This window comes from Geobacillus sp. FSL W8-0026 (assembly GCF_037966255.1).
Lineage (GTDB): Bacteria > Bacillota > Bacilli > Bacillales > Anoxybacillaceae > Geobacillus > Geobacillus icigianus.
In genome coordinates, this window is sequence record NZ_CP150194.1 from 475070 (window position 1) to 499830 (window position 24761).

General features: G+C 49.0%; 15 protein-coding genes and 3 pseudogenes. 10 read left to right on the forward strand and 8 right to left on the reverse strand.

Features of this window, described 5'->3' with window-relative positions; genetic code table 11:
- The first annotated feature begins 82 nt into the window (after positions 1–82).
- The 5 genes and pseudogenes from NST29_RS02425 (at position 83) to rlmD (NST29_RS02445) (ending at position 6133) form a co-directional block, all read left to right on the forward strand.
- Positions 83–1161: pseudogene (locus NST29_RS02425) on the forward strand (DUF4277 domain-containing protein).
- Positions 1162–1188: 27 nt separating this feature from the next.
- Positions 1189–1728 carry a hypothetical protein gene (locus tag NST29_RS02430; RefSeq protein WP_200878281.1) on the forward strand — a complete coding sequence of 180 codons (540 nt, stop codon included), beginning with the start codon at positions 1189–1191 and terminating at the stop codon, positions 1726–1728.
- Positions 1729–1749: 21 nt separating this feature from the next.
- Positions 1750–3267, forward strand: coding sequence for a flotillin family protein (locus NST29_RS02435; RefSeq protein WP_033020132.1), 1518 nt, complete (start codon positions 1750–1752; stop codon positions 3265–3267).
- 356 nt (positions 3268–3623) lie between these two features.
- Positions 3624–4544: a diacylglycerol kinase gene (locus tag NST29_RS02440; protein WP_033020135.1), complete on the forward strand. Its 921-nt coding sequence runs from the start codon at positions 3624–3626 to the stop codon at positions 4542–4544.
- Between the two features lie 209 nt (positions 4545–4753).
- On the forward strand, positions 4754–6133 hold the full coding sequence (gene rlmD / locus NST29_RS02445) for a 23S rRNA (uracil(1939)-C(5))-methyltransferase RlmD (protein WP_033020137.1): 1380 nt from the start codon (positions 4754–4756) through the stop codon (positions 6131–6133).
- Between the two features lie 91 nt (positions 6134–6224).
- Here rlmD (NST29_RS02445) and NST29_RS02450 read toward each other — a convergent pair whose 3' ends face one another.
- Positions 6225–6881, reverse strand: coding sequence for a hypothetical protein (locus NST29_RS02450; RefSeq protein ID WP_131385702.1), 657 nt, complete (start codon positions 6879–6881; stop codon positions 6225–6227).
- Positions 6882–7132: 251 nt separating this feature from the next.
- On the opposite strand from NST29_RS02450, the pseudogene NST29_RS02455 reads away from it, so the two are divergent.
- Both NST29_RS02455 and NST29_RS02460 read left to right on the forward strand, forming a co-directional pair.
- Positions 7133–8458: pseudogene (locus NST29_RS02455) on the forward strand (ISLre2 family transposase).
- Between the two features lie 232 nt (positions 8459–8690).
- Positions 8691–8957, forward strand: coding sequence for a hypothetical protein (locus tag NST29_RS02460; protein ID WP_324699213.1), 267 nt, complete (start codon positions 8691–8693; stop codon positions 8955–8957).
- A 508-nt stretch (positions 8958–9465) separates the two neighbouring features.
- On the opposite strand, the gene NST29_RS02465 is transcribed toward NST29_RS02460, so the two are convergent.
- Both NST29_RS02465 and NST29_RS02470 read right to left on the reverse strand, forming a co-directional pair.
- Positions 9466–10611 carry an IS701 family transposase gene (locus NST29_RS02465; protein WP_339232674.1) on the reverse strand — a complete coding sequence of 382 codons (1146 nt, stop codon included), beginning with the start codon at positions 10609–10611 and terminating at the stop codon, positions 9466–9468.
- Positions 10612–11213: 602 nt separating this feature from the next.
- Positions 11214–12382, reverse strand: a pseudogene (locus NST29_RS02470) (ISL3 family transposase).
- 235 nt (positions 12383–12617) lie between these two features.
- Between NST29_RS02470 and NST29_RS02475 the strand changes: the two are divergent.
- On the forward strand, positions 12618–13907 hold the full coding sequence (locus NST29_RS02475) for an MFS transporter (RefSeq protein WP_339232676.1): 1290 nt from the start codon (positions 12618–12620) through the stop codon (positions 13905–13907).
- A gap of 932 nt (positions 13908–14839) precedes the next feature.
- On the opposite strand, the gene NST29_RS02480 is transcribed toward NST29_RS02475, so the two are convergent.
- A complete protein-coding gene (locus NST29_RS02480; protein WP_033020219.1) occupies positions 14840–16225 on the reverse strand; it encodes an L-cystine transporter in 1386 nt (461 codons plus the stop codon).
- Between the two features lie 673 nt (positions 16226–16898).
- On the opposite strand from NST29_RS02480, the gene NST29_RS02485 reads away from it, so the two are divergent.
- On the forward strand, positions 16899–18374 hold the full coding sequence (locus NST29_RS02485; protein ID WP_033020217.1) for an alanine/glycine:cation symporter family protein: 1476 nt from the start codon (positions 16899–16901) through the stop codon (positions 18372–18374).
- A 465-nt stretch (positions 18375–18839) separates the two neighbouring features.
- On the opposite strand, the gene NST29_RS02490 is transcribed toward NST29_RS02485, so the two are convergent.
- Positions 18840–19715 (reverse strand): SDR family oxidoreductase, encoded by an 876-nt coding sequence (locus tag NST29_RS02490; protein ID WP_033020213.1) that lies wholly within the window; start codon positions 19713–19715, stop codon positions 18840–18842.
- A 78-nt stretch (positions 19716–19793) separates the two neighbouring features.
- Entirely contained in the window at positions 19794–20210 is a 417-nt protein-coding gene (locus NST29_RS02495) for an Rrf2 family transcriptional regulator (RefSeq protein ID WP_033020211.1), read from the reverse strand.
- Positions 20211–20654: 444 nt separating this feature from the next.
- Here NST29_RS02495 and rlmD (NST29_RS02500) point away from each other — a divergent pair, with 444 nt between their 5' ends.
- Positions 20655–22037 carry a 23S rRNA (uracil(1939)-C(5))-methyltransferase RlmD gene (rlmD, locus tag NST29_RS02500; RefSeq protein ID WP_051985038.1) on the forward strand — a complete coding sequence of 461 codons (1383 nt, stop codon included), beginning with the start codon at positions 20655–20657 and terminating at the stop codon, positions 22035–22037.
- Between the two features lie 180 nt (positions 22038–22217).
- On the opposite strand, the gene NST29_RS02505 is transcribed toward rlmD (NST29_RS02500), so the two are convergent.
- Both NST29_RS02505 and NST29_RS02510 read right to left on the reverse strand, forming a co-directional pair.
- Positions 22218–22979, reverse strand: coding sequence for a sporulation protein (locus NST29_RS02505; RefSeq protein WP_033018111.1), 762 nt, complete (start codon positions 22977–22979; stop codon positions 22218–22220).
- 390 nt (positions 22980–23369) lie between these two features.
- On the reverse strand, positions 23370–24536 hold the full coding sequence (locus tag NST29_RS02510) for a Gfo/Idh/MocA family oxidoreductase (protein WP_033018112.1): 1167 nt from the start codon (positions 24534–24536) through the stop codon (positions 23370–23372).
- Positions 24537–24761 lie beyond the last annotated feature (225 nt).

A 24761-nucleotide genomic window follows, 5' to 3' on the forward strand; every position in this document is an offset into this window, starting at 1 on the left:
TCGACAAAAATCGGGAGGATTTTTTTATCTTCCTGTCGAATCAAACCTTGAAACACAAGGAAAGCAAAGGAGTTTGCCCATCATGGACGTTCGAATTCGGGCCATTTATGAAAGTTCTTATTTGAATAGAATAAGCGCCCTGTTCAAAGATCTTGACCTTCCTCAGCTGATTGATCATCTGGTTCCCGTGAATCCGCAATGCCAAACTCGAGCCAGCGATATCGTCAAACTAATCGTTCTGGATATCTTGAGCGGCCGGCAAGCGCTCGTTCATTGGGAACAATGGGCGCATGACATCGATTGGCCGAAGCGGATTCGGCTAGGGCTGGAGCCGTCTTGGTTCAACGACGATGCCATCGCGCGTCATTTCGATCGCCTGTATGAGGCGAATCTCCATCAAGTCCTTTCGTCTTGCCTCGTGCAGATCGACAAGAAAGAAGGCCTCTCTCTTCGCGTCTTCCACGCCGATACGACGGACAAGACCGTTTACGGCGCGTATGAATCGGTCTCGTCAGAGGCCCTGCAGATCACGCATGGCTACAACCGGCACCATCGTTGACAAAAACCAATCGGTTTCGGGCTGATCGGCAACGAAGACGGCATCCCGTTTTCCGGCGATGGGCACGACGGCAACGTGCCGGACAAAACGTGGAATCCCGAGGTGCTCTCCCGTGTCCATGAACAGCTGAAGCAAGCCAAGATCCAAGACGAGTGGATTGACGTGGCGGATTCCGCTGCGATGACGAAAGATACACTGACGCTCCGTGGAGATGAACTTTTCTTTCTTGAAAGACCCGTTCCTTACGGATGAGATTTACGTCAAAAAACCAGAACGGGTCGCGGTATTGGGCGATTTGTTTCTGTTGGCCTTGGCCATATCACGTCTTCCAGCGCCGGGTGCGTCCGTTCATTATCCCGTAACGCCCATGAAAGGGCGAGGGAGGCCGGAAACTGACCCGCCCGACCGGTCAGGCGATCTTTCAGTTGTTCCGGTATGTGAAAGTCGTCCTACTGGAGCTGCCGGATGGGCACATCCAACGCGCGTTAGGGAAACCGCTCACCCCTGATCAGCGAAGGATCCTGCAGGGATTGGACATGGATTTGTCGAATTTTGATGCTGATGGAAAAATGATGAAACCAACTGGTGCTTCGGTCGTATGAATTGTTGACAGGAAAGGAGGGGAGGAGATGGTGTTCGGCTATCCGCCTGAAGTCGTATACGGCGCGGTGCTGGTGGTCAGTGCGTTGCTTACGGTGTTGTATTTTTTCTTCAGCGATGTGCTTGACGGTCTGTTCGATGTGGCCGACCATCCGCTGTTCAGCCCGCAGCTCGTCTTATCATTTTTCATCGTCGCGAGCGCGGTCGGTTTGTTGGCGGAATGGTATACCGATTGGGCGTCCCGGTGGATCGTTTGGCTGAGTGTCGGTGTGGCGCTTGTCGTGGTATTGCTTTTGCACTTTTTCGTTTTTTTGCCGCTTCGGTCGGCTGAGGCGTCGCTTGGGTATACGGATGCCGACTTGGAAGGGTCGCTGGCGAAGGTGATCGTGTCCGTGCCGCCGGATGGGTTTGGGGAAATTCTCATCTCCCGTCAAAGCGGTGTGGTGGCCAAAGCAGCGAAAAGCGCAAATAATGAAGCCATTCCGTCAGGAGAAGAGGTCATCATCGTGCAAATGGAAAACGGCGTCGCCGTGGTGGCGAGGCACGATCCGTATCATCTTTCCATCTAAAACAAAGAAAGGGGACCTGTCATGGTTGCGCCATGGTTGATTGTCATTGGTGTTGTCGTCTTGCTTCTCGTCGGACTCATTGCCATTTTTATCGCCCGCTACCGCACGGTCGGGCCGGATGAGGCACTTATTGTCACCGGCAGCTACTTAGGAAACAAAAACGTCCACGTGGACGAATCGGGAAGCAAAATTAAAATCGTCCGCGGCGGCGGCACGTTTGTCGTGCCGATTTTCCAGCAGGCTGAGCCGCTCAGTTTATTGTCGATCAAGCTCGATGTGCAAACGCCGGAAGTGTATACGGAACAAGGCGTTCCCGTCATGGCGGACGGGGTGGCGATCATCAAAGTCGGAAGTTCGATCAGCGAAATCGCGACCGCGGCCGAGCAGTTTTTAGGCAAGACGCGCCAAGATATGGAAAACGAAGCAAAAGAAGTGCTTGAAGGCCATCTCCGCTCGATCCTCGGGTCGATGACGGTGGAGGAAATTTACAAAAACCGCGATAAATTTTCGCAAGAAGTGCAGCGTGTCGCTTCGCAAGATCTCGCGAAAATGGGGCTTGTCATCGTCTCGTTCACGATCAAAGACGTGCGCGACAAAAACGGCTATCTCGATGCGCTTGGGAAACCGCGCATCGCCCAAGTGAAGCGCGACGCCGATATTGCGACGGCTGAAGCGGAAAAAGAGACGCGCATCAAGCGGGCCGAAGCGGATAAAGAAGCGCGCAAAGCGGAGCTCGAGCGGCTGACGGAAATCGCCGAAGCGGAAAAAATCAACCAGCTCAAGCTCGCTGAATTCCGCCGCGAACAAGACATCGCCAAAGCGCGCGCCGACCAAGCGTACCATCTTGAAGAAGCGAAAGCCAAACAAGAAGTAACGGCCCAACAAATGCAAATTAAAATCATTGAGCGGCAAAAACAAATCGAGCTTGAAGAAAAAGAAATTTTGCGCCGCGAGCGGCAGTACGACTCGGAAGTGAAGAAAAAAGCTGATGCCGAACGCTACGCGATCGAACAAAAAGCGGCCGCCGAGAAGGCGAAACAAATCGCCGAAGCCGATGCGCAAAAATACCGCGTTGAGACGCTGGCCAAAGCGGAAGCCGAGCGCGTCCGCCTCGACGGGTTGGCGAAAGCTGAGGCTGAGAAAGCAAAAGGGGAAGCAGAAGCGGAAATTATCCGCCTGAAAGGTCTCGCCGAAGCGGAAGCGAAACAAAAAATCGCCGAAGCGTTCGAACGCTATGGCCAAGCAGCCGTGCTCGACATGATCATCAAAATGCTTCCAGAATACGCCAAACAAGTGGCGAGCCCGCTTGCGAACATCGAGAAGCTGACGATCGTCGATACGGGATCGGGAACAAACGGCGGCGCCAACCGCGTCACGGGATATGCGACGAACTTAATGGCGAGCCTGCAAGAGACGTTAAAAGCATCGACCGGCATCGATGTCAAGCAGCTGCTTGAGAATCTCACAACGAGCGGCGCATCATCGGCCGTCACGGCCAAGCCAACCGCTTCCGAACAGGCGAATCAGAGCGAGTTATAAACAGTGTCAGGCGCCCTTGGTCGAACAAAGGGCGCTTCTTTCCCGCGATAAATGGGGGAAAGTCGGGATCGTCAAACAAAGAGCGCTTCTTTTCCACAATAAATCGGGGAAAAGCTCGGTTCTTCGAACAAAAAGCGCTTCCTTCCCACGGCAAATCGCCGCAAAGCTCGATTTGTCGAACAAAGAGCGCTTCTTTCCCGCGATAAATGGGGAAAGGTTCGGCTTATCGCACAAAAAGCATTTCCTTCGCGTCCATATCGGCCAATGTTCACGACATTCTTCAGAGTTGCGCGTCAAGCATTATTTCGCTATGATGGGAACGGGTGGAATGGAAAAAAGGAAGTAGGTTGAGGACAATGAAACGAGCTCGAATCATCTACAATCCGACATCGGGCCGCGAGCAGTTTAGGCGCCATTTGCCCGATGTGCTCGTTCGGTTGGAAAAAGCGGGCTACGAAACGTCGTGCCATGCCACCGAGGGTCCGGGAGATGCGACAAAAGCTGCTCGGCAAGCGGTGGAGCGCGAATTTGACCTCGTGATCGCTGCCGGTGGCGACGGAACGATCAACGAGGTAGTCAATGGATTGGCTCATCAACCGTACCGGCCCAAACTGGGAGTCATCCCGGTGGGAACGACAAACGATTTCGCCCGCGCCATCGGCGTGCCGCGTACGATTGAAGGAGCGTGCGAGGTGATCACCACGGGCGAGCCGGTGGCGATCGACATCGGCTGTGTGACGAACGAAGACAAAACACGCTATTTCATCAATATCGCGGGCGGCGGCCGTCTGACGGAGCTCACCTACGAAGTGCCAAGCAAACTCAAAACGATGCTCGGTCAGCTGGCCTATTATTTAAAAGGGATGGAAATGCTTCCGTCCATTCGCGCCACTGAAGCGAGCATTGAATATGACGGCAAACTGTTTGAGGGCGAAATCATGATGTTTTTAGTCTCGCTGACCAACTCGGTCGGCGGCTTTGAAAAGCTGGCGCCCGACTCGTCACTGAATGACGGCCTGTTTGACCTCATCATCGTCAAGAAAACGAATTTGGCCGAATTTGTCCGCCTTGTGACGCTGGCGGCGCGCGGGGAGCACATTAACGACCCGCATATCATTTACACGAAAGCGAATCGGGTGAAAGTCCGCTCACCGATGCAGCTGAACTTAGACGGCGAATTCGGGGGCATGCTTCCGGGCGAGTTTGTCAACTTATACCGCCATCTCGAAGTGTTGATGCCAAAAGAAAAGGCGGAACAAGTAAGAACAGGGTCATAAGCCTGTTCTTTTCTTATGTGATGACGCCCCTAAAAGGTTGGTGAAAAACCGCTGTTTGCCTTGATCGATGATGGAACGCCTGAACATAGAGGTTGATGCAACAAATTTTTCCACTTGAGAAATGATTCCTAGAAAGCGGTTGTGCGAGTCAATCACCAGCCTCCGAAGGGAACGCTAACTTTACACGAATCGGCAGAAAGGGGAACGATATGGCGAAACAACAAACACCAGTCGCCAAAAACGACTATTATGACGTCACATTCACCGATTTGACTCATGACGGGCTCGGCGTGGCGAAAGTGGACGGCTTTCCGTTGTTTGTGAAAAACGCGCTTCCCGGTGAGCGGGCCAAAGTGAAGGTGATCAAGGTGAAAAAAGGATACGGGTACGGCCGTCTCATCGAGCTGTACGAACCGAGCCCCGACCGCGTCGAGCCCCCATGCCCTGTTTATCGTCAATGCGGAGGCTGTCAGCTGCAGCACCTGAGCTACGAAGGCCAGCTGAAGGCGAAAGAGAAGCACGTGAAAGAAGTGCTCGCCCGCATCGGCAAGCTAGAACACGTCACCGTCCATCCCGTCATCGGGATGAAGAACCCGTGGCGCTACCGAAACAAGGCGCAAGTGCCGGTCGGCGAGCGCGAAGGGGGGCTGGTCGCCGGGTTTTACAAAGAGCGCAGCCACGAAATCATCGACATGGATGCCTGCCTCATCCAGCAGGAGAAAAACGACATCGTCGTCCAAGCGGTGAAACGGATCGCCGCGCGCTACGGCGTCCTGCCGTACGACGAACTCACCCATCGCGGTGTCCTCCGCCATATTGTCGCCCGCTACGGCGCGGCAACAGGCGAGGTGATGGTCGTGCTCGTCACCCGCACCGACCATTTGCCTCATAAACAAGAGATCGTCCGCGACATTATCCGCGCCATTCCGGACGTCAAATCGATCGTGCAAAACATCAACCCCGAGCGGACGAACGTCATTTTCGGCGCCAACACGCAGGTGTTATGGGGAAGCGAGTTCATCACCGACCGCATCGGCGACATCCAATTCGCCATCTCCGCCCGCTCGTTTTATCAAGTCAACCCGAAACAGACGAAAGTGTTGTACGACAAAGCGCTCGAATACGCTGAGCTGACCGGAACGGAGACGGTTATGGACGCCTACTGCGGCATCGGCACGATCTCGCTCTTTTTAGCCAAAAAGGCGAAGCATGTCTACGGCGTCGAAATCGTCCCCGAAGCGATCGAAGACGCCAAGCGCAACGCCGAGCTGAACGGCATCAAAAACGTCACCTTCGAAGTCGGCGCTGCCGAAGACGTCATCCCACGTTGGTATCAGGAAGGTATCCGGGCTGACTGTCTCGTCGTCGACCCGCCGCGCAAAGGCTGCGACGCCACGCTTCTTGAGACGATCATCGCCATGAAGCCGCCGCGCGTCGTCTACGTCTCGTGCAATCCAGCCACTCTCGCCCGCGACTTGCGCATTTTAGAGGATGGGGGTTACGAAACGATCGAAGTCCAGCCGGTCGACATGTTTCCCCATACGGCGCATGTGGAGTGTGTCTCGCAGATCGTTTTGAGAAAAAATTAAGGGGCTGACCCAAAGTCCGCTTTTTGGCGGACTTGGGGGTCAGCCTCATTGATCATGGTTTTATATTTATTAGCATTAACAACTGATCATCTTAACAATTATCAGCATCTCCGCCAAACCACACTACAATATCGAGATACGCGCAATAATCAACCGATTTATTGCGTGTAACACAATCTACAAGCTCTTTATCGCAACAATCATCTCCCCAACCAAAATTAGCATAGCATCTGTCATGAGCCCGGCAACAACTATCAATTGCGTTGATTGGGGTTCCACCACCTTTTGACATACCATCTCCGCAACCCGGTCCGCAGTGTCTATAAGTGCCTGCACATTCAACTAAGCAAAAGCTAAATGGGAAAGCTTCAGCTTCTACATCGTTTTCCCTATTCATCAACTGAACAGCATAATTTGTTTCTTTAAAGAAGGTTGCGTCGAATTCTGTTCTAAATAGTTGCTTTACTTCACCATTACCAGTTCTTAAGCCAAGGACTTCTGTATTTTCTGGATCTGATACATCTGCAGAATAGTACATGAAAACATTATTGTCTTTTTGTGATTCTAGGATGTACAGTTTTGCGTGCTTCTCTTTGTTAAGAAGTACAATGGATTTAAACTGAGCCTTTCCATCATCCCAAACAACTTCCCCTTTAATTGCTTCAATTACTTGGAGTCCCTGTGTTGAGGTTGGATATTGTTGTTCCATAGCCTCTTTTAATTTTTTAAATGTGTCATCTTGTTCCACCTTGTTGAACAAGTCAGTTTGGTGTGAGTAAAATATTTGTGGGTGACGTTCAGGAAGGATCCCCGACGAGAGTTGCGAACTTTTGTTCGCGACGCTCGTCGGGGCCACCAAGCGAAGCGCGGTAGGAAAAAGCGGATCTCATGCAAAAAGGACTCTCTCCCTGCTATGATAGTGATTGTTGACATCAACCGAAAACAGGAGGGAGAGAGTCCATGAAACATCTTACCACACAATGGCCTTTATGAAAAGAACTGGAGGAACCATTGTTGAGAACCCTTCAAAACGTGTTTGCCACCTTGTTGGCGTCCCTTTTGGAGGAAATCGATCAACAACTGGCGGAAGCAAGGGACAAGCGCCGCGATCAGCTGAAAGACAAACGGCTGACCACCCTCCAAACGCTGTTTGGAGAAGTGACGTTTCACCGGAACTACTAGTATGATCGGCAGGCAGGGGTGTATACCTTCTTGTTGGATGCCGAACTGGGCTTTGATGGAGCCCAATCGATCCGTCCTTGCCTCGAGGAAACGGCAGTCGAGTTGGCTGTAGAGTGCTCTTCCTACCGCAAAGCAGCCCGCACGTTGGAGGCGATCGTGGGGTATGCGGTCCTCAGCCATGAGGCGATTCGTCAGCTGGTGTTGGCGGCCCCCATCTCGCTGCACCACCCTGTTTCCCAACGGCATGGCCGGGTGCTATTGGTGGAAGCGGATGGACTGTTCATCTCCCGCCAAGGGAAAGGGAAACGGGCGAAAGAGCAGAAAAGCTTGGCGGTTCACGAGGGATGGAGACGGAACGGCTCGCAACTGGAGCTCGTGAACCGGCGCCACTACCTCCATGAAGGGCCGGGGGACGTGTGGGAAGGGTTCGAAGCGTGGCTGATGAAGGAATATGCCTATGACCCGTGCCGGGACCTGTTGGTCATCAACGGCGACGCGGCATCTTGGATTACCGCCTGCCGGGAGTATTTCGGAAAGCGGGCGTGCTTTCAGTTGGATCGGTTCCATGTGGCGCGGGAGCTTCGTCAGTGTCTGTCCGGCCACCCGCGTTGGCGGGAGGTGCGGAAGAAGCTGGCGAAGCAAGACGAGGAAGGACTTTTGGTGGAACTGAACAGCGCCGTCGGCACGTTGGGGGACGAAGCCAAAGAAGAGCAGTTGGCCGAAATGATCCGCCGGATCGAGTCGATGCCGGGATGCATCCGGGACTACCGGGAGTGGCTGTCGGCGCAAGGGGTGGAGACGGCCGGCATGCGTCCGATGGGCCACGCCGAGAGTGTGATGAGCCCGTTCGCGTACCGGGTGAAATCCCGCCGCAGCTGGAAGGACCAAGGACTTGGGGCGTTTCTGAAGGCGATGGTGGCCCAAATCGACGGAATCGGGTGGAGAACAGGGCAGTTGGAGGAGGAAGAGCCCCAGAGGGCAGCCTCAGCCCCGACGAAGCTGGAGCGGATCAAACAGGCCAAACGGAAGGCAGGGCGGTTGTTGGCGGAGGTGATGCGCCAGAACATCCCGTATCTTCAACAGTCATCGGGGACGCCGATCTACCAAGCATTGTCGGCGCTTCGGGACGGTGGATGGGTGTAAAAAAATGGATAGAAAAAACCCATCTCTAGATGAGGGATGAGAGTCCGAAAGCGCTTATAACAACAATTCCTAAAAATGGTCTACCAACGGGTGATTGACAACGCCCGTAGTAGACCGAAAAAATGTTCTCCACAAAGTCTTGACTGACTCATATTAAAAAAATTCTGCAAAATACTATTATTTATATTAATTATACAATATTTTTTGAAAAAACGGAAGTGGAGATGGTAAAATGATCAAGAGAGTCGCAGCTCTCATTGGTGTTTTTAGCGTGGTTTTCGCAACGGTTGCTTTTGCTGCAAGTGACAGTTACAATGGTTATTTTACTACTTCCGTCATGACAATCGGGTCACTGGATGTATCGGATGGAAGCATCTCTATTACCCACTCTCAAGAGTATACTTTAGGAAGAACTGTTTCCATAGATGCTTACCGTAAAGGTTGGCTTGGTTATAGTAAGGAGAAGACTGTTGGTAAAGTATCTTCTGAATGTAACTAGTAAATCGTTAAGCACAAGTGGTCTTCCAGATGGTAACTACAAGTTAAAATTTGTCGAAATAAGTGGCAACTGCATAGGATGTAGAGAAATCCATGTTTGGGGTTCTTGGAAAAATTGATATAAGCGATGAATAGATTTATTATGAAAAGAGATAGTTTTTCAATCTTTTTTTTTTTTTTTAAGAGGTGAGAACAATGACGGTTAAAATTTTAAAACAAATTGGTATTCTTTTAGCATGTTTGATCACTTCTCAATTAATCATGTATTACTTTGTAGATGATTATATTATTAATGTGGCTTCCAGCCCGATTATTTTTATTTCAGGTAGATTAATACTAGCGACTGTATTATGGATCGTTGTGAACCTACTATTCGGAGCTAGAAAATCAAACTTTAGTATAAAAAACTATCGGACACAATTCGTTTCTTTTTATATTATTTATTTACTGTAGATGAGCATCTTTCGTTACAATAATTTCCATGCCCTAAGAGACAAACAGGGGACCCCTTAGGCGACATGGAGCTGTTTTTTGATCACATCAATGGGAATATCTTGCTTCGCGGCATCGTAGATGAACTCGACGACGCTGTGCCCTTTCCGAGACCGAAGAAGCTCCAGGCCGGAAGAGAGGTCTTGCTGAGATTCGGCGATGCTGTATACGCAGGCGAACAGCACCACGGCCCAATACCGTTTCACCGCCCGAATGTGACGAACACGGTACCCATCGAGCTTCAGCTGGTCTTTGGCCTGCCGGAAAAAGCATTCGATCGTCCAGCGCTGGGCATAATAACGCAAGATCTCTTCATCGCCTAGCTCCCGGTCGGTGCTCAAGACGACATGGAGATGATCTGGCGTCATCGGTTCATCCGCCTTCCAAGCCAGCAGCACCACCGCGTCATCGAGGCCATGGATCGCTCCCTCGTAGCGATACACGCGGTAACGCTCCTTCCCCACCGTGACGAGGTGGGTGTCGTTGGGCTCGATATAGCGGGCGAACTTCTTCGCTTGGATGGCGATACCTTTCGGATAGAGAATCCGGTTCGTCTTGAGCATGGCGATGACATGGAATCCTTGTTTCAGGCAGGCTTCGATGAGCGCTTGGGACGGATACCACGAATCCATGAGCACATACACCGGCTGAGCCCGTTTCCCCTTGAGCGAGGAAAGCATCTCGATCGCTAGGTCGATCTTGCTTCTTCCCGCCGTCTTGTCATACAGACGAAAGGCGAACGGGAACGCTTGCGAGAAAGTATGCACCATCCGCCAAACGAGCGAATGCCCCCAAACGGATTGATGATCTTTGTGCGAGTAGTGCCAATCACACCCTTGAATGGCGCGGGCAGCCCGTGACGAAGGCTTCGTTTTTTGGCAAATCGTATCATCAATCGAAACAAAAAGGGGTTGATTCTCCTGTTTGGCGATTCGCTGGATGCGATGAAGGATCCATTGCTGGAGTTTGCGAAGCAACGTCTCTTCATCCCAAGGGCTTTTCGTGAAAAAATGGCTGAGCGTGGTTCGATGATTGGGATGAAAACTCCAGTGATGGACATCGGTCAATGTTCCCGAAAATCCCTTGGTAGTCAAGGCATCCACAATATGAACGAGATGCTTGATGACCGGTTTCGAGAAATCAAGCGCCAATCCCAGCGTCATGAAAAACTTGTGGATTCCTTGATGATGTGCTCATCGATTCATGAGACATGAACCTCCTTGTGGGTAGTTTGAGCACATCTATTTTACTCAAGGAGCTGGGTTCATGTCTCCTTTTTTGTTTAGCTGTCAATTTATGTTAGCAAATTTGCTCATCTACAGTTATTTAGTATTTTTAGTATCGATTTTGTTTTTCAAGGACGGGGTTTACCATCGTCAATATAACTTCATTCCACTGTTAAACCTTTTTAAATACCAAAATGTGAATAATGACATTTTCATCATCAATATTATTTCTAATATATTTATGTTTATCCCGTTAGGTATAGTTGCTTTGTTATTTATTAAAAATAAACTATTTAATTATTTACAAGTATTTTTATATACAAGTTTATTTATTGAGTTAATACAGTTTATTTTCAAAAGAGGAATATTTGATATTGATGATATCATTCTAAATACCATTGGAGGATTCATCGGCGTTTATTTAACCCAAAAGTTTTTATTAAAAACAAAAAATCAATCTAAAAATCAATTACATTCTAAAAACTAGCTATTATCGCTAATTTTTGGTTCATCACCAAAAGATGTACTTGATTTTTACGTTAAAATGTGATAGAGGTCTCTAGGCGGACACGCAAAGTAAAACGCTGGATATTTCGATACCCATATCCTCGCCTTTTGATCCATTTTATTTTGTTGTTGATTCCTTCCATTGGACCATTGGAGTAAGAAAAAACGATGCAAGAAAGCACGGCGTCTCTTCGGGTGATGAGTGCCTTGGCAATACGGCGTACGGCGGCACAGTCGCTAAAAAGGTACCGGTCAAACCATTGGGTCAAACGAGTTTCGGCTTGCTTTCTTGTTTGGCTTTTGGATACGTAACGGAAATGTTGAAGGGCTTGATAGACATCACGTAAATAAGCACTTTCTTGGCACCATTGTCGAACTTCCTGTCTCTCTTCTTCTGTTCATTTTTCTGGACGTTGGCTTAACAATCGACACACGCGGCGAACGCTTCCGTGTTTGGTTCCGCCTTTGGCAAGGTATTTGCGACAACGTTCCAGTGCATCGGTGAATAACTGAATCACATGGAAGTGGTCAAGAACATGGATGGCTTTTGGACATACCTTTTCCATGGCTTTTCTCATGGCAGGAGCCAAGTCGCTGACCACATACTTCACTTTGGAGGCGACGGGTTGAAGCGCCTCCACAATGGCTTCTTTATTTTTTCCAGAAGCAATGGAAAGGACATTCCGAGTCTGTGTGTCCATCACCGCTACTCCGTCATCATGTCCCTTTCGGAAAGCGAATTCATCCACACATACGACGGTAGGATTCGATGTTGGTAAAAGAGCCGGGGCAATTGATAAAACCAGCGTTCTACGGTCGTGTAGGCGAGTGGTAACAAGCGAGCGACTTCTTGAATCGTTTTTCCGATGCATAACTGGGCGACCCATTGTTGAAACAATTCCGTCGCGATACTGTGAGACGGAAGTCCCGGATCAGAAACGGTGAACGTCAGAAAACAGGCTGGGCAATGCCGTCTTTCGATGGGAAGTTCAATCCAAAATAAACCGACCGTATTGGTATAGCCATGAATCCATTGTTTTCGTTTCGATGACATTTTGATGGTTCGTCCGAAGCAAGTCGGGCAGATCGGACAATGAGGAGGGAGGGAACGTTCAAAAATCCATCATCCTTCCTCTTTTCGTTCTCCTTGAATAAGAAAGTCTAGTAAAGTGATCAAATCTTTGATAAACTGAGATGGCATGCGAAATTTCCTCCATGGTTGATGGTTTGGTCACCTTTACCATACAGGAAATTTCGCATTTTTTGTACCCTTGATCAGAAAACAACCTGATTGTCAAGTACATTTTGTGGTGAAGAGCCTAATTTTTTGGTTCATCACCAAATTTTGTGATTTAGTGACAAAAAAGAGAAAGCACTGACGAGATCCTAGCAATCATGTTAGCGGTGAAATCAACATGAAGGAGGGAGGATTTAGTATGAATTTTTTTAAGGATTTTAAGATTGCCTTTTTCTCACCTGGGTCTCGCCCCCTGCTGATTGCTTCTTTTTTGTCTAATATTGGAGATTGGATTTATTTCGTCGGTATGTCAGCGTTGCTATACAATACAGCTGGTGCTTTAGCCATGACAGCGTTCATTATTATTCGGCAATGTATGTATATTGTTTTTTCTCCGTTTACTGGCTACATCGCGGATCGTTTTCCCAGAAAATCACTGATGCTAATTACAGATCTTCTAAATGGGATACTGATGTTTATCTTAAGTTTCCTCTCAATTCAACAAATAAATTCTATTTCGCTGTATATTACTCTTATTTTATTAGTTGTCATATTTGGTCTAATTAATCGCTCTGCTAGATTAGTGGTAATTCCAAAATTAGTGGAAAAAGAATTTCTTTTATCATTAAATGCTCTAACTAATATAATTGGAACTACGTCTTTAACAATTGCTCCAGTTATAGCTGGACTAGCTATGAAAATGGGGGGAGTGAGTTGGACATTTCTAATTAATGGAATTTCCTTTCTGTTAAGTCTATTATGTAGTTTAGCTCTACCAAGTAGTCTAAATAAGATTGAGGGCGCTAAGAAAGATATGGCTAACAGTTATACAACTAAATTTAGAGAGATTACAGAAGGGTTATCCTTTGTTATAAGAGTTTCGAAAGCACGTTCAATTACTTTTTTTCTTATTACCTCGCATTTAGTAGTAGGAGCCACATGGGTATTCATCCCTGAACTATCCAAACTACTACAGCAAGGAGATGCAGGAATTGGTTATCTAAATTCTGCAGTAGGAGCTGGTTCTGTACTGGGTGTATTCATTGGTGCTTGGATTGGAAGCAAACGACTAGGAACATCTGCAATAATTGGTGTTATAGGACTGAGTTTGTCTGTTCTTCTTTGCTCCATTAGTTCTACCTATAGTTTTAGTCTACTCATCGCTACTTTAGTAGTATATGGATCTGTAACCCTAATGGGTATTTTTGCGAACATTGCTGATGCTCCGTTATGGACAATGATTCAGCAGGTTACTAACGACAGTAATGCAGGTAGAGTTTACTCAGCAGTTGATGCCTTGACTGTAGGCGGGATGGCTTTAGGTTCATTTTTAGCAGGTTGGATTATTTCCCATCTATCTTTATCTTTTACCTTAGTCGTAATTTCTATTATTTCCCTTATCATGACAGGAATTTTCATTCCGGGCATTGTTCGAAGCACACAAAAAGAGAAATCAATTAGTCCTTCAGGTGAGAGTTATGGAAAATGAACAGTTACAAAAAGTAGTATAAAGATTGGAGATTATCAAAATCAACTAGAAGTAGATTCTTTTACAGAGCTTTACTTAAAAAATTTTTGACACAACTCCAGAACCACAATAATAAATTATGAAAGTAACCAATAAGATCTGATAAAAGATGGCTCAATCGAATTCTTCATGCTGCGTTTGTTTTATTGAGAATGTGTGAAGGTTTAAGTAGGTTAAAAATATCATTCTACTCTACCTATATAAGTTGGAATTTTGTTTTACATCAGACTCTCGGCATACTCGCATTATACACTAAACCTGCTTCGTCTTAAACATTGAAACAAAACCGTGGAAACAATACAGAAAAAGAAACGCTTGAAGAACTCTACATGTACAATTTGGACCGACTGCAAAAGATTGTTAATACAATTGGGACAGAAGCAAAGTTGACTGTTCACGGTCTGTTGTTTTTTTCTGAGCCTGTTCAAGAAAATAAAATATAAAAAAGGTGATGATATGAGAAAAGTGAGAGTCCATATACCATCTTCAAATTGTTCCTTAGAAGTAGTAGGAGAAAACTGTAGATGAGCAAAAGCAGCAACCTTTCTCACCTATAAGTTGCGATATAAGAGGCATTTTTCCTCTTGAGAAGGGGAGGGGCTGCCCCAACCGCCCTCCCTCTCAAGAGGCCACGGTACGAAGTGAGATAGTAGGCTTTTCAATTTTTGTTGACAGCTTTCATTCATCAAAATTCCCAACGGCGCTATATGCTAAGTGCAGTTGGGGGCGTGCGAGAAAGTGAGAAACCTAAAAGGCTGGTGGAAAACCGCTGTGTCGCACATCAATGAGCGGCATCTTCATGTAAAAAAGAAAGATCATTCTGCAAAGTTTCTCTAATTGAGAAGTAGGTTGGAACAGCGGCGTTTTACACTAAATCACCAGCGTCTTAAACCTCATGCTTCTAGTTTTTTCGTTTCTTCGTTATAGACATGGACATTCAATTCTTTAGTGATGCGGCTGGTGACGATACCGGCGGTCATGCTTCCACTGACGTTTAAGGCGGTTCTTCCCATGTCAATCAATGGCTCTACGGAAATGAGCAATCCTGCTAATGCTACTGGCAGATTCATCGTTGATAACACTAAAATCGCCGCAAACGTAGCCCCACCGCCAACGCCTGCAACCCCAAATGAACTGATGGTGACGACTAGAATCAGCGTCAAAATAAAGGAAGGAGAAGTTGGATCGATGTTGACGGTTGGCGCGATCATCACAGCAAGCATGGCAGGATAAATGCCAGCACAGCCATTTTGCCCAATTGACAGCCCAAATGAGCCGGCAAAGTTGGCGACGCCTTCTGGAACGCCAAGCGCGGTTGTTTGTGCTTTTATATTCAAAGGAAGAGTAGCCGCGCTTGAACGGGAAGTGAATGCAAACGACAGTACGGGCAGCACTTTTTTTATGTAAGTAATCGGGTTTAATCCGGCCAGTGCTAAAATGATCAAATGAACGGCAAACATCACGAAGAGTGCCATATAGGAAGCAACGACAAATTTCCCTAGTTTTGCGATTGTGTTTACATCGCTTGTCGCAGTGATTCGGGACATGATGGCTAAAATTCCGTAAGGCGTTAAGCGGAGCACCAACGTGACGATACGCATGACAATCGCGTACAAGGCATCCACTATTTTTTTGAACATTTCCGCTTGTTCAGGCTGTTTTCTGGCAACCCCTAAATACGCCATGCCGACAAAGGCGGCGAAAATCACAACCGCTATCGTCGATGTGCTGCGTTGTCCCGTGAAGTCTAAAAATGGATTGGCGGGCAGCAGTTCGATCATTTTTTGCGGGAAAGATAGAGTTTGAATCTGCTCATATTTTTGCTCTAATTCTTGTCCACGCATCTGTTCCGCTTCGCCAGAAGGAATGTCCACGGCTTCTAATTGAAATCCTAATGCGGACATGATGCCGATCGAAGCGGCAATCGCTGTAGTGCCCAATAATAAACCGATAATGAGCGTGGCAATTTTCCCTAAATGATTAGTGACAGAAAGTTTAGTAAACGCCATCACGATAGAAATGAACACTAATGGCATAACAATCATTTGCAATAGCTTGACATATCCTGTGCCGACAATGTCAAACCATTGGGTGGACTGTTGGATGATCGTGGAACTAGCCCCGTACACTAACTGCAATGCGAATCCAAAGACGATTCCGAGTCCAAGAGCCGTAAACACCCGCTTGGAGAAGGAGATATGCTTCTTTTGCATATAGGCTAAAACACCAATCAGCAACAGCAACATCATAATGTTGAAAATGACTAAGTAAACATTCATCGTCAATCCCTCCTGATACGTAGAATTACTATAAGGATTAAAAACCGATATGTCAAGTGAGTTTTATCTACAAAGAGGGAAGACGATTCATGAGCTAAGGGATTGTCTGAACATGTGGTTTCATTATGATCGCATCTCATACACAAGCAGGGGAGGCAGCGGGATGGAGAGGCATGAGTGTTTCAGTGGCTTTTATGCTTATTTCACTGCGACTCCGATGTTCATCACCGTCCTTTTCGCTGTTCTTTGGTCAAGAACTCGGAAGGATTCAAATCGAATCCGAACCTTTACATACAACCGGTGGTGTTCTGAACGACAGGCATTGTCTGTTGTATTGATCCGAAAGCTATTCTGAAAAAAAGATAACAATCCCCGTTTTATGAAAACTGCACGTTGGTGAGCGGTAATGTTCGTGCCCTGGTCGAGGGCAAAAAGTTCCCCATGGATCTTGCTGTGAAAAGAACGTATTATGGGATATGATTTTCATATCTGGGTGGTGAGGAACATTGTGCTCAGCAGTGTTTTCTTTATTGTGGGGAAAGATATGGAAATTTTATTCAGGAAATATAGAAAAAAACTATTATAAAAAATTATTGAAACAGAAATATGTGATATTTATAATATACCTTAGCCCTGTGTTATACAACAAAAGCAACTGAATCAATGAGGAGGGATGAATTTGATTGACAAACTTGTTGAGACGGTGAATAAGTTATTATGGAGCCCTCTTTTAATTCTCTTTATCGTGTTTTGCGGGTTGTATTTCAGTATTCGCACCCGGTTTTTGCAGATTCGTCACTTTAAAGAAATGGTTAAGCTTGTGACGACCGGGAAGGGTTCTGATGCGGGGGTGTCCTCGTTCCAAGCGTTGACGATGTCGTTATCCGGCCGCATTGGGGTAGGGAATGTCGCCGGGACGGCGACGGGGATCGCTTACGGAGGGCCGGGCGCCGTCTTTTGGATGTGGGTCATTACGTTTATCGGAGCGGCGACGGCGTATGTCGAGTCTACGCTGGCGCAAATTTTCAAAGAAGAGCAAGATGGGCAGTACCGAGGCGGTCCGGCTTACTATATTGAAAAAGGCCTTGGTTGGAAATGGTTTGCGGTCGTCATCGCCGCTGCCATCCTTCTTGCCATGGCGGTGTTAATGCCGGGAATTCAGGCTAATTCGATTGCCGATGGCTTTCACAATGCGTTTGGCATTCCGCAACTGGTGACAGGCATAATCGTCATTGCGCTTCTTGGCTTTACGATTTTTGGAGGGGTCAAGCGAATCGCGAAGACGGCGGAAATCGTTGTTCCGTTTATGGCCGTTGGCTATTTGTTGGTCGCTATTGCGATCATTGTGGTGAATTTTGAAAAAATTCCTGAGGTTTTTGGTTTGATTTTTAAAAGTGCGTTTGGAGCGGAACAAGTATTTGGAGGCATTATCGGGTCAGCCGTCATGTGGGGCGTCAAACGCGGTCTTTATGCCAATGAAGCCGGTCAAGGGACAGGCGCTCACCCGGCGGCGGCGGCCGAAGTGTCGCATCCGGCCAAACAAGGGCTGGTGCAGGCGTTTTCGATTTACTTGGATGTATTCTTAGTCGTCACGGCGACTGCGCTGATGATTTTATTTACCAATCAATACAATGTCATCAATGAAAAAACAAAGGAACCGATCGTTGTCCATCTCCAGGGAGTCGAACCGGGCGCTGGCTATACGCAGGCTGCGGTTGATACGTTGATTCCCGGATTTGGCTCGGCGTTTGTCGCGATTGCTCTCTTCTTCTTTGCGTTTACGACGATGTACGCCTATTACTATATCGCTGAGACCAACCTCGCCTATCTTGTGCGTGGCAAACATCGAGGAATTGCCTTTTTGGCTTTAAAAATCATCTTTTTGGCTGCCACGTTCTATGGAACGGTCAAAACGGCGACAACCGCGTGGGCCATGGGCGACACCGGGCTCGGCATCATGGTCTGGCTGAACTTGATCGCGATTTTATTGTTGTTTAAACCGGCTTATCTTGCCTTGAAAGATTACGAAGAACAATTGAAGCAAGGCAAAGATCCAGCGTTCAATGCGTCAAAATACGGAATCAAAAACGCGACGTTCTGGGAAAATGGGTATAAGAAAGCCGAAGGAAAGAAAAAGGAAGCTTTATAAGGGCTGCTTTGCCGAAGAAGTCTGTGTTTAGGCTGCCTAGTGGGTGAATATCAATGTTTCTGAAGTGGAGGGTGTTCCATTTTTTGGGACACCCTTCCGATTTGTGCATTGCGAACAAGAGATGAAAGGATCTATCTTCCTGTTCTCATTCCTATAAGGCCGGTGAAAAACCGCTGATTCCTCTCATCAATGGGAGAATGAGCGGAAAAGCAGGACCGATGTAACAAGGTTTTTCTAATTGAGAAATAACATTGTAAAGCGGTATCCACGATTAAATCACCAGCCTCCTATACAAGATGTAGCTGTTCGTCGTCATTGAAACCGGCGAATACGATGCGATTTTGTCGTCATCAGGGCTTTTCGTCTGTTTTCCCCCACTGTTTTTGATGGTAAAAAATCAAACGGAACATGGAGCGAGGGAGATGCATGTGGAAAAACCGGCCGGGCGGCCGGTTTTGGTGGGAATCAATGGGCTGTTTTCCGAATGTCATGGACGATTTGCGTCAGTGCTTCGTTGATCGGCGTCACTGGTCTGCCGAGCAGTTTTTCGAAATCGTTGCTTTCGACTTCTAAGGAGCCTTCCCGGATGCTGCGTTGGATGTCAACGAGAAACGACACGAGCGGTTCCGGCAGACCGGCGTTTTTCATGATGTCAGCATAAGCAGCGTCATCTACTTGTTGCACCGGTACTTCTTTGTCTAGGACAGCGCCGAGGGCGTCCGCTAGCTGTTCTTGAGTCAGCAGTGGGCCGGACAGCTCATAGATGGTGTTTTCATGGCCGTTTCCTGCCAGCACGGCAGCTGCGGCTTCCGCGTAGTCTTGGCGAAGAGCCCAGCCGACTTTTCCTGCGCCCGCCGACGTTACCCAAGGCGCTCCTGCCAAAACAGCTTGAATGGTTCCGATTTCATTTTCCAAGTACCAGTTGTTGCGTAACAACGAATACGGGATGCCCGTTTTGATAATAGCTTCTTCCGTGACTCGGTGCACCTCGGCGAGGGAGAGCCGGCTTTCATTTGCCTTCGCCAGACTTGTGTACGCAATGAATCCGACTTGGGCGCGCTTGGCTGCTTCGACTGCATTTGTGTGCTGGCGGATTCTTGTCTCATTATCGCCATCCGTCGAGATGATCAATAACCGATCGATCCCTTGGAAAGCAGTGTTCAGTGTTTCCGGACGGTCGAAGTCTCCGCAGCGAACATCGATTCCCTGAGCACGCAAATGTTCGGCTTTTTCCGGTTGGCGGACGCTGACGGCGATTTGGTTGGCAGGGACGGATTTCAGCAGCGCCTCGACCACTTTCGCGCCGAGTTTTCCTGTGGCGCCGGTGACTAACAGTTTCATTGTGCTGAACCTCCTTTGGGGATTTGTTGTAACTATTTTGGTTACAACGGTGGTGTAAAAAAGCCCTTGAAGAGCTTTTTATTGAAATTTGGCAACCAGTTGACCCACAGTCGTTTGCGCTAGGCGCTGTTCCATGGCGAATTGAGCTTCTTTGAGTTCCGTTTGTAGCACAGCCTCAATGTTTCGTCCGACCGGGCACTCGATATTTGGAGCATCATGGATGCGAAACAGTTGATCCACTTCGGTCGCGTTGACCGCCCGGTACACGTCAAGAAGGGTAATGTCATCCGGAGGCTTCCGCAGCGAAGCACCGCCTACGCCAGGCCGCACTTCGACAAGCCCGGCCTTCTTTAGCATGCCCACAATTCGCCGGATGATGACAGGGTTCGTATTGACGCTGCGGGCGATAAACTCCCCGGTGCAATCGGTTGAGCTGATCGCAAGCAGGCAAAGAATATGCACTGCTATCGAAAACCGTGTACTAATTTGTTTCATTAATAAAACACCACCGTTGTAACCATTATAGTTACATCTCTTGAAGAAGTCAAGCTTATTCATGATCAGGTTGATGAATGTTTATTGTTCCATCGCTGGATGGGTCTATATAAGTTTTTTCGTTGCGGGTTTCATCTAAGTACAAGCCGATATGAGAGGAATCAGCGGGATGTAAAATAAAATTTCAACTTAGTATATATTCAAGGTTTTTTATGCTAAAGAGCCAGATTTCCCTTTAACTCATCGAGCTTTTTGGAGGTGGTTGAATCCGCATTGTTGGCCCTTGCTCGTCGTCGGATAAGGTGTTCTGAGACATTTTGGTAATCATTATAAGCAAAGGGTTTAACTGGCATCTTGGATCGCTCGATCTTTAGATTCGTCGTCTTATTGTGTACAATACAATAAAGTGATTAGCTAATTCTAAGGCAGGAAGGAGGAACAACATTGATTGATAGATCGTCATTCAGTATTACTGTTGATGGTTTGGATAAAAAAGGAATTGGACAGGCTAACGTTTGGCATGAAGAGGAAGGAAAAAGAAAGAAGATGAAACTGGCCATTCCGTCTACACTGCCGGGTGAGAAGGTGCGAGTCGTTGTCGATGAGCCAAAACGGCGCAGAGTTCAGGGACGGCTGGAAGAAGTGATCGAGCCGCATCCGGAACGGCTTGCGCCGCCGTGTCCGCACTTTGACCGTTGCGGCGGCTGTGTCTGGCAGCACTGGCATTATGAAGGGCAGCTGCGCCATAAAACGGAGCATGTGAAGGCGCTTTTGGAGCAGCACGGATTTGACCCGAACGTTGTTCGCGGGACGATCGGAATGGAACATCCGTGGCATTACCGCAATAAAATGGAGTTTACGTTTTCTCCGGAAGGGTTGCTTGGACTGCATGAGCACGGGAACTTCCGGCAAGTCATTTCGTTGGAGACGTGCCTCATTGCCGGCGAGAAGATCGTCAAAGCGGCCATGGAGGTGGCGCGTTGGGCGCGCGACCATCGGCTGCCTGGGTATCATAAGGATACGCATGAAGGGCTGCTTCGCCATCTCATGGTGCGCGAGTCGTTTGCGACCGGGGAAGTCATGGTGGCGCTTTTCGCGACCGAGGCGCCGGAAGGGAAGCTAAAGCAGGCCGCCGATGATTTGACGGAACGGATGACAAAGGCGATCCCGGAAGTGAAAAGCTTGCTTTGGCTGGAAAACCGGGCGTGGGCCGACCGCACTCAGTCCGAACAAACCCATGTGTTGGCCGGTCGTGATTTCATTTATGACGAGTTGTGCGGGTTTCGCTACCGTCTGTGGTTTGACACGTTTTTCCAAACAAACCCGGTGCAAGCGGCCAAATTGGTCGAGCTGGCGTTGGAGATGGGAAATCCGCAGCCGCACGAAAAAATGATCGACCTCTTTTGCGGGGTTGGTACGTTTTCTTTGCCGTTTGCCAAGCGGGTCAAGGCGTTAGCCGGCATTGAAATTGTGGAAACATCAATCGAATCGGCGAAACGCAACGCGAAAGACAACGGCATCGACAACACGTACTTTTTGGCGCGGGACGCCCGGCGCGGCATCGATGAGGTGCTCGAACAGTTCGGACGGCCGGAGCTGTTGCTTTTGGATCCTCCGCGCTCAGGGGCAGGCGGGAAGGTGATGCGCAAAATCGGCCGGGCGCAGCCGGAGCGGGTCGTTTACGTCTCGTGCAACCCAGAAACGTTGGCGGCAGATATGGCTGAATTGGTTCCATTTGGTTATACATTGAAAATCGTCCAGCCGGTCGATTTATTCCCGCATACCGCGCATGTGGAGTGTTGTGCGTTGCTGGTGAAGTCATCATAAGGAAAGACTTGTTCCTTTGGCCGGAAGGAATCGAATTTTGCTGAACTGCTTCATTCATCGGGAGCTGAACCAAAAGGCCGTCTGTCTTTCAGTTGAGCACAACATATAGTGCGGCAAAAACGGATGGTTCGTATGATGAAGGAGGGTGTCCCGATCCTTGTGGGATACCCTCCTTGTGGTTCAGCTATATCGATGAATGGCATTGGCCAACAATTGCGGCAGCGAGGCGAGATCGTTCGGCCCGTAGGTGAAGCGGGCGAGCGTTTCGTCCATATCGAGCGCCTCGGCGAGCAACCCGGCCAATCCGCGCGCTTTGCGGTCGATTTCCAAAATGGTTTCGACGCCGTGCTCGGACACAAAGAAGATGGCTTCCAATTCGTCAAGGCGGCCCCGAAACGCTCCGCTTGCCGGGCGAAACTCGAACTCTTGGACAAACGGCAGCCGCGGCTGCCAATGGCGCGGCGCTTGTTCGCACTGCACATGGTGGAGGCGGAATCCAAGCTGACGGGCGGCTTCAAGAAACGCTGTGACGAGCGGATGCGGTTCGATGGTGAGGTAGTCCCGGTCTTGCGGATCCAGTGCCATTTGAATATCCAAGCCGGTTTGCAGCCACACTTTAGAAGAGCCGAGCGTCACCGGTGTGTCATAGGGCAGGGTGAATCGGAACGGGATCGTTTTTGTTTCGTTCGGCCCAATTGTCAACGAGTCAGACACTTTGTGTCGGGCGAGCACAGCTTTTTCTTCGAATTTGTGATCGTCGACTTCGCGAATATACGTCGTCACTAACGCTAGATCAATTTTATCAATGTGCTGCTCCACGCTGCCGCCGCGAATTTCGACGACGCCTTCGACTGTTTCCCCTTGAGCGTATTGCGCTTTGGCAAGTTTTGTGTCGACCGTGGCAGATCCGATGCCGATGGAACTTAACAGTTTTTTGAACAATGAGTTCGCCTCCCTGTCATCGATTTCAGTTGAGAATACGGAGCGTCCAGTGAAAAAGTTTCGTCCTTTCAAAAAAGAGGGAACGGCACCGTCCCTGCCTGTTCCGTTGGGCTTCACAACAGCGGAAAGCGTCTTCTTGTCCTGTTTAGATTGCAGCAAGGAAAACGGTTTGATTTAAAGCTTCACAACAGCAGAAAGCCTCTTCTTGTCCCCCAACCGTATGGTTTGGCAAACCCGTATAGCTCTTTAGTCAAGTTGACCAGCGGCAAGGCGATGCCGCATTCGTCATGTTTGAAGGAGCTCCACTGTTTTGGAAAACAAAGCGGTGTTTCAAACGAAAAAGCCTGTTGGCGGTTACTTTACAGCCCCAACAGGCTTGTTTTGTGCTGCTTAGCGGGCAGACGATGATGTTTCTGCGGCGGTGCACGCTTCGGCTAGGGCGAGGTCGGCGATGGCGTCCTGCAGCGTGACAAAACCGCGCTCATTCGGATTTTCGATCAAGCGGCAAAAGTCAAGAAAGCGCGCTTGGGCGATCGCTTCGTACCACCCGTGGCGGTCCGAGAGCACCACGGTGCGTTCGTACGGGATGCGCGGGGCGTCTGACCGTGGAACCGACGGCAACAGGCGGTCGGCCGCTTGCCTGATTTGTTCGAGGGCGCGGGAGGATGGTTGTTTCGGAATGGCATCGAGCAAAGCGTCCATATGCGCCGCCTCATCGGTTGAGACGAGGCCAGAGACGGATAGCTGCATCGGGATCCAGCCGTCAAGCGTGATGCGTCCGCGCGGCGTATGAACGTCCCAATGCGTCGACTCCGGAGCCGCTGGGTCCATCGTAAAGCCGTGGTAATAATGGACGGGGACGCGTCGTCCGTTGCCTTCATGAATGATCGTGGCACCGACGCGCGGCCGTGTGCCGTCCGAATCCGTTAAGGCGAACCCTCGCGCTTCAGCTGCTTCGCCGAACCAGTCACGTCCGACTTCGAAAAAGTGAACGCCGTGCTCGATCAGGATGCCTCCGCTTCGCCGTTCGTCCCAAAACCAATGGCCTTCGGCGACGCGATGGGCGGCGTTGTGAAGGCTTGCGTAGTCCACCGCTCCGAGAAGCGCGCGGCGGATGAGTTGCTTGACAGTTTCGGTGAGCGGGTGGTAGCGAAGAACGAGATTGACGGCCAACGCCCGGTTTTGGCGGGCGGCGAGCTGGCTGTTCGCCCGCAGCGCTTCGGCGGTGAGGCCGCCGGGCTTTTCAAGCAACACATGTTTTCCTTCCTCAAGCGCCCGCTTGGCCAGCGGCGCGTGCAAATGCGGTGGGGTGGTGAGAATGACGATATCAACGTGTGGGTCAACGATCAATTCTTCCGCCTCGCGGTATTCGCGCACATCGCCCGCCTGCGGCTGACGGCGGTGATAGGCGTCGATCACGCGTTGGCGCTTGGCGTCCGTCCGCCCAGCGACAGCGAAAAGATGAAAGGAAGGAAGCGAAGCGAGCGCGCCGGCGAGAAACTCCGCGAACGCGCCGGCACCGGCAATGCCAACATGGTAACGGAAAGATGAAATCATGGCGTATTCTCCTCCTCCCTCACATATATATAGCATTACCGATATTCATTATACCGCAAAGAATAACGAAGAAAGAGAGAATGAGAGGCGGAACGCTCCTTGCTAAGCGGTAAAAAAGCTCGCCGACACGATCCGACAATCATTTCACTTGCCATCAAAGAAGAAAATTATGTATAGTATTATTAGCAATCATCACAGCTGAGTGCTAGCAATCTACGAACAACT

What these genes read in the sequence shown, in the direction of transcription:
- NST29_RS02475 (WP_339232676.1), top strand. Translation starts at nt 12,618, where the DNA reads ATGAATTTTTTTAAGGATTTTAAGATTGCCTTTTTCTCACCTGGGTCT.
- NST29_RS02435 (WP_033020132.1), top strand. Translation starts at nt 1,750, where the DNA reads ATGGTTGCGCCATGGTTGATTGTCATTGGTGTTGTCGTCTTGCTTCTC.
- NST29_RS02430 (WP_200878281.1), top strand. Translation starts at nt 1,189, where the DNA reads ATGGTGTTCGGCTATCCGCCTGAAGTCGTATACGGCGCGGTGCTGGTG.
- NST29_RS02495 (WP_033020211.1), bottom strand. Translation starts at nt 20,210, where the DNA reads ATGAAACAAATTAGTACACGGTTTTCGATAGCAGTGCATATTCTTTGC.
- NST29_RS02465 (WP_339232674.1), bottom strand. Translation starts at nt 10,611, where the DNA reads ATGACGCTGGGATTGGCGCTTGATTTCTCGAAACCGGTCATCAAGCAT.
- NST29_RS02510 (WP_033018112.1), bottom strand. Translation starts at nt 24,536, where the DNA reads ATGATTTCATCTTTCCGTTACCATGTTGGCATTGCCGGTGCCGGCGCG.
- NST29_RS02490 (WP_033020213.1), bottom strand. Translation starts at nt 19,715, where the DNA reads ATGAAACTGTTAGTCACCGGCGCCACAGGAAAACTCGGCGCGAAAGTG.
- NST29_RS02440 (WP_033020135.1), top strand. Translation starts at nt 3,624, where the DNA reads ATGAAACGAGCTCGAATCATCTACAATCCGACATCGGGCCGCGAGCAG.
- rlmD (WP_033020137.1), top strand. Translation starts at nt 4,754, where the DNA reads ATGGCGAAACAACAAACACCAGTCGCCAAAAACGACTATTATGACGTC.
- NST29_RS02460 (WP_324699213.1), top strand. Translation starts at nt 8,691, where the DNA reads ATGATCAAGAGAGTCGCAGCTCTCATTGGTGTTTTTAGCGTGGTTTTC.
- NST29_RS02485 (WP_033020217.1), top strand. Translation starts at nt 16,899, where the DNA reads ATGAATTTGATTGACAAACTTGTTGAGACGGTGAATAAGTTATTATGG.
- NST29_RS02480 (WP_033020219.1), bottom strand. Translation starts at nt 16,225, where the DNA reads ATGAATGTTTACTTAGTCATTTTCAACATTATGATGTTGCTGTTGCTG.